We start from the raw sequence: 6,926 nt of genomic DNA on the forward strand, positions 1-6,926 counted from the left end.
CTGGTGGCTACGATGAACCAGAAATCCTCCCTCCGCAAAATCCTTCAATTTGTCTCAAAGGTCTCGACGGCGAACACCAGACGCCTTGACCACAGCGTCGATGGAGGACCGTCTAGAGAACGCCGAGGTCGACAAGGACCGCCGCCAGCCGCTTCTCGTTTTCAACCGACAGTCGTCCTAGGGGATTTCTGGCCGGTCCGACACTCAGTCCCAGCACGTGGAGCGCGGCCTTGACGGCCTTCGATAGGCCGAGTTCGACAAGGAGATTGGCCAACGGTAACAGCTTCTCATGCTGCTTCCTGCCTTCGACCAGGTTCGATTCGACGACCACTGTGCGATGAAGTGCTACGCAGCGGGATGGCACTATGTTTGCCATGCCGGTTGTCCATCCGCGCACACCCAGGCAGAAGGCGGGAAAAGCATATGGATCAAAGCCGCCGCCAAGCACCTCGAAGCGATTGCCGAACCTGGACTTCAGCAGCGAAATACGGTTCACGTCCATGGTCGCTTCCTTGATCGCGACAAGGTTTTCGATGTGGACCATGCGAGCGATCGTATCGCCGGTCAGATCAACCTGCGACGTGAACGGGTTGTTATACAGCATTACCGGCAGCTTGACGGACCGAGCGACCTTCTCCACGTGTGCGACGACCTCGTCGGCCCCCAAAGCATAGTACGTTGGGATGCTGATCATCACGCCGTCAGCCCCACTGGCCTCGGCATGCTCGGCCAGGCCGATCGTCTCTTTCGTGGTGATAGCGGAGATTCCGATCACCGCAGGGATGCGGCCTTTCGTGATCGACACGGTCGCCTCGGCGAGTTGCTGGCGTTCAGGAGTGCTGAGATAGGCAAATTCACCGGTGCTGCCGAGAGGAATTACGGCATGCACGCCTCCCTCGATCACGTGGTTCAGCAACCGCTCGTATGAGCGCAAATCGATACGTTCGCCTGACTCGTCGAAAGGAGTGACAGGAAAGGCAAGGACTCCCTGGAAAAGTTCTTTCGCCATTTCAAACCTCATCTTTTCTGAATGGCTCTCGAGCCGGACTTGGATCTGTCATGGGCAGGAACCAAACCACATATCAGGCTGTCTGACAAGTAGGTCACCTGATATCAGGTAGCCGGATTATCTTGCGAGGATCGGTCCGCTTTTGTAGAGGTCTTATTGAGCACCAGAGGGCAGGTAGCGGGCGATGGACTTGAAAACTCAAAAAGCACTTCCCCGCGTGACAAAAGTGTCGCTGGTAGATGAAGTCATCGCCGCGATACGCACGATGCTGACCGAGGCCTGGAGCGTCGGGAGCAAGCTTCCTTCCGAGCAGGAACTTAGCCGGCAACTGGGAGTTGGCCGCTCCACGGTACGCGAAGCGCTGCGTGTGCTTGAGCATCTCGGCCTTGTCGAATCCCGCAGTGGGCTGGGCACCTTTGTCATCGAACAGCGGATGACCCCGCCTAGGATTAAATACCCACAAAGCCCGGAAGCCTTGGTGCAGCTCTATGAGTTTCGTCGCGCGATCGAGATTCCCTCAGCACGTCTGGCGGCAGAGCGCCGAACCGCCGAACAGTTGGCAAACATCAAGGCGGCGTGGCGCGATTGCGAACTCGCGGTGAAGCGCGACAGTGCTGATGAGTTTGCGCGGCTCGATTTCCTCTTCCACGCCGCGATCGTGAAGGCCGCGCATAATCGTTTTTTCCTGGAAACCTTTTTCAGCGTGCAGGACTCCTTTGCCAATAACGTCACGCTGATCCTCGGACAGGGTCAGCTCAAGAGCATGCTGCATTTCCATGACGGGTTGATCGAGGCGATCGAACGACGTGACGCCAAGGCCGCCGCCCGTGCGGCTGAAGACAATTTCAAGGAAACTGATGTACGCATACGATTGCTGTTGCAGAGCACCAACGGCGTAGACAAGCCGAAGAAGCGATAGTCTACGCGATGTGCCGCTGGTCTAGCAGCGGAATGGGGGAAAGCTGCATGGTGGCGCGCCGGCATAGACGTTCGCAATTCGTCGAACCCAAACATCCCGGTTCGTCAGAGCCGTTTGAAAACCGTTTTAATCCACTGCTCCCTGCAATGAACCATATTTGCATCCCCTGAGCGACGAGACGATCGCTCAGGTGTCCACCCCGAAGGACGGCCGGTAGCCATGTCGATGACGAACCCAGCCAAGTAGCCGCAAGCAGCCCATCGCGCCAGCCGCCGTGGGCGCTAAAGTTTCCGCTTCTCCTCATCATTCAGGACCTCTTTCTCCTGATCGGTCAAGTCACCGTGACCCAAGACCTGCACCGCTCCGTTTGTGTTGTATGTCTGCCGCCCCTGCATTTTGCGCGAACGCTCGTCGTCATTGCTATTCGGCGCAACACCATCACCGCCGCCGAAGCCGAGGAATTCGACGATGATGATCGAGGGCTGTTCTGCGGTTCCGGTCTGGGCCGGTTTCGCCACCTGTTGGGCGGCGCCGGCGGTGTTCGACGCCTCGGTGAGACCGCCGATGTTCGGGGCGTGGATTGTGGGCACACCGGTCGTATTGCCCTGCGCCTGGATATTGGCGGCGCTGAGGATCTGCAGCGCCGCGAGGTTGACGTTACCCGAGGAGCGGATGCCCGCCTCGCCCGCATCGATCGTGCCGAGCGGTGCGATCAGATCGACATTGCCCGCAGGAATGCCCGGGATCGGGTTGAGGGTCGCGATGCCCGCACCTGAGGACGGCACATTCGGCGACAGGGTCACGCCGCCATAATCGTCATAGACGCGCCTTGCCGGCGTGTAGACGATCGTGCTCTTTGCGCCGCGGCCGGCGTTGATGTCGCCTTCCGCCGACCAGATCAAGATATCTCCGCCGAAGGTGGTCATGATGCGCGACAGGCCGAGCAGCACGCTGCCCTTGGAATACATCTGAATGTCGCCCTCACCCTGCGTGATGATACCCGCACTTGACGGCGGCACCGTGCCTTCCACGCCGACGATGATCTGCCCGTTCGGCGCGAGCATCTGGATGTTGCCGCCGAAGTTGGTGCGGATACTCGACCCTCCGAAGATGGTGATGTCCCCCTTGCGCTCGGTCGGATTGCCATTGGCGTCCGTCTCGGGGAACAGCATGGCGATCGCCTCGCGGCCGCGCAGATAGGAGTTGAAGCGCATGCTGTTCGGATCGTTGTATTCGCGGCCGCCTTCGCGCAGCTCGGCGAAGTGGACCTGGCGCAGGAAGATCGCGCGTTGTTCGACCGGAAGCGCATCGAAAAAAGCGATCGCCTGCTCGACCGTGCCCTGGAAGCCGAACCGACCCTTGAGCCATGTGCTCAATTCGGCTTCGTAGATCTTCGCGACCTTGCCGGGTTGATCGGCCAGAGGGACACCGGGCTGCGCGAGGTTGGCCGGATCGAGATAGCGCGCTGCAAGAGCAGCGTAGTCCGGACCGCTCGATCCAACGCCGGCCTGCAGGACAATATCGGCACCGGGACGCAGATCCCCCGCGACCAGCGGGCCGACGCTGGAAAACGGACCATTGACCAGCGTCCCCGGATCGGACTGGAAGACGTTGCGGCCGGCCGTCACTTCCAGCGAGGTACCGAGAAGAGTGATCGACTGGCCGGCTGCCGGAGCCAGAACGTCCGGCAGGCACCGCGGGTTCCAGCCTCGCGCCTTCCAGCGTCGAGTTCACGCGCCGCTCACGGACTGCTGATCGCGGCAACGGAACCGGACGCATCGCGGTTCCGTTGAAGACCGGGGGCCAACTTGGGAGAACCATCCTATGCGTAGACTGATTATCGCCGCCACCGCACTGGCGTTCATTTCGTCGGCCGCTTCAGCACAGACCACCGACAAGGCCGGCGGCGCGACTGGCCAAGCGGCACAGAGCGACAATGCGAGCAAGGATGATGCGTCGAAAATGGCGCCGAAGAAGAGCTCGAAGAAGGTGGCGAAGAAGTCGTCGAAGAAATCCGGCGAAGACACGATGCATCAGTAAGACAGGATTCATGGGGATCAAGGCCGTCCTTCGGGGCGGCCTTTTTTGATGTGCCCTCGTCGCTGTGCTCACCGTCCTTCCGTCCGGATTTCCACTGAATTTGCAGGCCACTGCACGCACCGGGAGGAACATTTCCCTTGGTGTCGAATTACCGGCTGAAGACCTGCGGGCATGGACGTGTGATGCTGAACCTCTTTGACGATTCGGAAGAAGAAGCAGAGATCGAAAAGATCCTGGCGCATCACACCGCCATCAGCGCCGACACCGACGAGCAGCAGTTTCGCGATGTGCTTCAGGCGCTGCCCGCCGCGATCTACACGACGGATGCGGAAGGCCGCATCACCTTCTTCAACGAGGCCTGCATCGAGTTTGCCGGACATGTGCCTGCCATCGGCGACATGTGGTGCGTGAGCTGGAAGCTGTTCCGCCCGGACGGCACGCCGCTTCCGCATGGGGAGTGTCCGATGGCGGTCGCGCTTCGTGAGAACCGCCCGGTCCGCAACATGGAAGCAATCGCCGAGCGGCCCGACGGCTCGCGCATCTGCTTCATGCCCTATCCCACACCCTTGCGCGACGCTGAGGGGCGGCTGATCGGCGCCGTCAACATGCTGGTCGATACCACCATGCGCAAGCAGGCCGAGGAGCGCATGATGCGGCTCGCCTGGGAGGTCGATCATCGCGCCAACAATCTGCTCGCGGTGATCCAGGCGATCCTGCGCCTGACCAAGGCCGATACCGCGCAGGAGTTCCAGGCGGCCTTCCAGGGGCGCCTCAGCGTGCTCGCCAATGTGCAGCGGCTGTTCTCGGTCTCACGCTGGACCGGCGCCAACATCCGCGCGATCATCGAACAGGAGCTCAAGCCCTATGCGGTACACGACTCGAGGCGGGTCGCGATCGACGGCGGCGATTTGAGGCTGACGGCCACGGTGGCGCAGGCGATCGCGGTCTCCGTGCACGAGCTCGCCACCAACGCCGCCAAATATGGCTCGCTCTCCAGCCCCTCGGGAAGGATCGCCGTCAGTTGGCGGACCGATAACGCCAACCTTTCCCTGCGCTGGCAGGAGAGCGGCGGTCCCAAGGTGGCCGCGCCCACCCGGACCGGATTTGGCGTCGGCGCCGTCGACGGCGTGGTTCGCACGTTGAGCGGCACCATCACCCGGCAGTGGGAGACGGAGGGGCTGATCTGCGAATTCTGCTTCCCGGATATCGCGGCGTAGGCCAGCCCCCCCTTACATCTGCACCTCGATCAGCCTCGGTCCCGGCTCGGCGATCGCCTCCGCGAGCGCCTTGTTGAACTCCTCAGCAGTCGCGACCGCGCGGCCCGGCACGCCCATGCCCTTGGCGAGCGAGACGAAGTCGATGGTCGGCCGGTCGATCTTCAGCATGTCCTGCGCGCGCTTGCCCGGCTCGCCGGCGCCGACGCCATCGAACTCGCCGCGCAGGATCTGATAGATGCGATTGGCGAACACGATGGTGACGACGTTGAGGTTCTCGCGCGCCTGCGTCCACAGCGCCTGGATCGTGTACATCGAAGAGCCGTCGCCGACCATGCAGATCACCTTGCGGTCGGGAGCGGCTACGGCAGCGCCCGTCGCAACCGGCGGCGAGAAGCCGATCGAGCCGCCCATGTTCTGCAGCCAGTCATGGGGCGCTGCGGCCGCCGTCGGCGGGAAGAAGCCGCGGCCGGTGGTGATGGATTCATCGACCACGATTGCGTTCTCCGGAATTGCGCACGCGATCGCCTGCGCGATCGAGGCAAACGTCAGCGCACCGGTCGGCTTCGCAAGCTCGACGAGCTTCTGCGGCTTGACGTCCTGCGGCTTGGCCCCGAGTGCGCCGGCGAGCGCCTCCAGCGCAGCCACCGAATTCTCGCCGCCCGAGGTCATGCGATGCACCTCGCAACCCTCCGGCTTCAACAAGCTCGGCTTGTTCGGGTAGGCGAAGAAGGCGACGGGGTCATTGGCCTCGACCAGCACGATGTTCTTGAAGTCCTTGAGGATCGGCAGCGCCTGCTCGATCACATAGGGGATGCGGTCGATCAGGAAGCGGCCCCTGCCGCGGGCCATCTTCGGGTTGTAGGTCTGGCCCATCACCTTGCAGCCGGTCTTACCGGCGATCTGCTGCGCCAGCGCCAGCCCATGCTCGGTCAGCGCGCTGCCGGTCAATAGCAACAGGTTCTGCGTGCCACCTTCGCGCAGCACCTTGGCCGCCGCTTCCACCGCCTGCGCCGAATAGTTCGGCCGCTGGGTTTCCGCCGGGACCTGCGCGATGCCGTCGGCCTCGTTCCAGGCGGTGTCGGCCGGCAGGATCAGGGTCGCGATCTGCGGCGGCGTGCTCTTGGCAGCGGCAATCGCGGCAGCGCCATCGGCGGCGACCGACTTGGCATCCGGCGAGGTCCTGACCCAGGCCGACATCGGCCGCGCCAGGCCCTCGATGTCGGAGGTCAGCGGCGCGTTGTAGCCGATGTGGTAGGTCGCGTGCTGGCCGACGATGTTGACGATGCCGGAATTCGCCTTCTTGGCATTGTGCAGGTTGGCAAGGCCGTTGGCGAGACCGGGGCCCAGATGCAGCAGCGTCGAAGCGGGTGTTTCCTTGATACGGAAATAACCGTCGGCCGCCCCCGTCACCACGCCCTCGAACAGGCCGAGCACGCAGCGCATGCCCTCGACCCTATCCAGCGCGGCGACGAAATGCATCTCCGAGGTGCCGGGGTTGGTGAAGCAGACGTCGACGCCGCCCGCGACCAATGTCCGCACCAGACTTTCCGCACCATTCATGTCTCGCTCCCGCATTCCCGCGATGTTGTGTTGGCCCAAGTCGAGTGTCTCAAGCCTGGCGTCCCAGGCTCAGATCAACCATTGTTCGCCCGTTTCGTCAAAGGTTTAGGCCGTGTGGACTCTTGGGATTCTCAAATCAGATTGAACGTGATTCAAGGCTTTCTTTTAGGAGGAAGCCTTG

Annotated in this window: 6 protein-coding genes; 3 read left to right on the forward strand and 3 right to left on the reverse strand. The window is 62.2% G+C overall.

Going from position 1 to position 6,926, the window contains the following annotated elements:
- Positions 1 to 112 precede the first annotated feature (112 nt).
- Positions 113 to 1,009, reverse strand: a complete 897-nt coding sequence (locus AAFX91_RS37285) for a dihydrodipicolinate synthase family protein (RefSeq protein WP_282528113.1) — start codon at positions 1,007 to 1,009, stop codon at positions 113 to 115.
- Between the two features lie 184 nt (positions 1,010 to 1,193).
- On the opposite strand from AAFX91_RS37285, the gene AAFX91_RS37290 reads away from it, so the two are divergent.
- On the forward strand, positions 1,194 to 1,928 hold the full coding sequence (locus tag AAFX91_RS37290) for a FadR/GntR family transcriptional regulator (protein WP_130578079.1): 735 nt from the start codon (positions 1,194 to 1,196) through the stop codon (positions 1,926 to 1,928).
- Positions 1,929 to 2,209: 281 nt separating this feature from the next.
- Here the strand turns inward: AAFX91_RS37290 and AAFX91_RS37295 are convergent, their stop codons facing one another.
- On the reverse strand, positions 2,210 to 3,556 hold the full coding sequence (locus tag AAFX91_RS37295; protein ID WP_282528114.1) for a filamentous haemagglutinin family protein: 1,347 nt from the start codon (positions 3,554 to 3,556) through the stop codon (positions 2,210 to 2,212).
- Positions 3,557 to 3,752: 196 nt separating this feature from the next.
- On the opposite strand from AAFX91_RS37295, the gene AAFX91_RS37300 reads away from it, so the two are divergent.
- Entirely contained in the window at positions 3,753 to 3,968 is a 216-nt protein-coding gene (locus AAFX91_RS37300; protein WP_130578080.1) for a hypothetical protein, read from the forward strand.
- A 182-nt stretch (positions 3,969 to 4,150) separates the two neighbouring features.
- A complete protein-coding gene (locus AAFX91_RS37305) occupies positions 4,151 to 5,185 on the forward strand; it encodes an HWE histidine kinase domain-containing protein (RefSeq protein ID WP_394569835.1) in 1,035 nt (344 codons plus the stop codon).
- 12 nt (positions 5,186 to 5,197) lie between these two features.
- Here AAFX91_RS37305 and AAFX91_RS37310 read toward each other — a convergent pair whose 3' ends face one another.
- Positions 5,198 to 6,745: an acetolactate synthase large subunit gene (locus AAFX91_RS37310; RefSeq protein WP_394569836.1), complete on the reverse strand. Its 1,548-nt coding sequence runs from the start codon at positions 6,743 to 6,745 to the stop codon at positions 5,198 to 5,200.
- Positions 6,746 to 6,926: the final 181 nt, after the last annotated feature.

The organism is Bradyrhizobium sp. 31Argb (assembly GCF_043638955.1).
Classification (GTDB): Bacteria; Pseudomonadota; Alphaproteobacteria; order Rhizobiales; family Xanthobacteraceae; genus Bradyrhizobium.

Excerpts from the sequence above, each read along its gene's own strand:
- AAFX91_RS37285 (WP_282528113.1), bottom strand. The coding sequence starts at position 1,009 with ATGGCGAAAGAACTTTTCCAGGGAGTCCTTGCCTTTCCTGTCACTCCT.
- AAFX91_RS37290 (WP_130578079.1), top strand. The coding sequence starts at position 1,194 with ATGGACTTGAAAACTCAAAAAGCACTTCCCCGCGTGACAAAAGTGTCG.
- AAFX91_RS37310 (WP_394569836.1), bottom strand. The coding sequence starts at position 6,745 with ATGAATGGTGCGGAAAGTCTGGTGCGGACATTGGTCGCGGGCGGCGTC.
- AAFX91_RS37300 (WP_130578080.1), top strand. The coding sequence starts at position 3,753 with ATGCGTAGACTGATTATCGCCGCCACCGCACTGGCGTTCATTTCGTCG.
- AAFX91_RS37305 (WP_394569835.1), top strand. The coding sequence starts at position 4,151 with ATGCTGAACCTCTTTGACGATTCGGAAGAAGAAGCAGAGATCGAAAAG.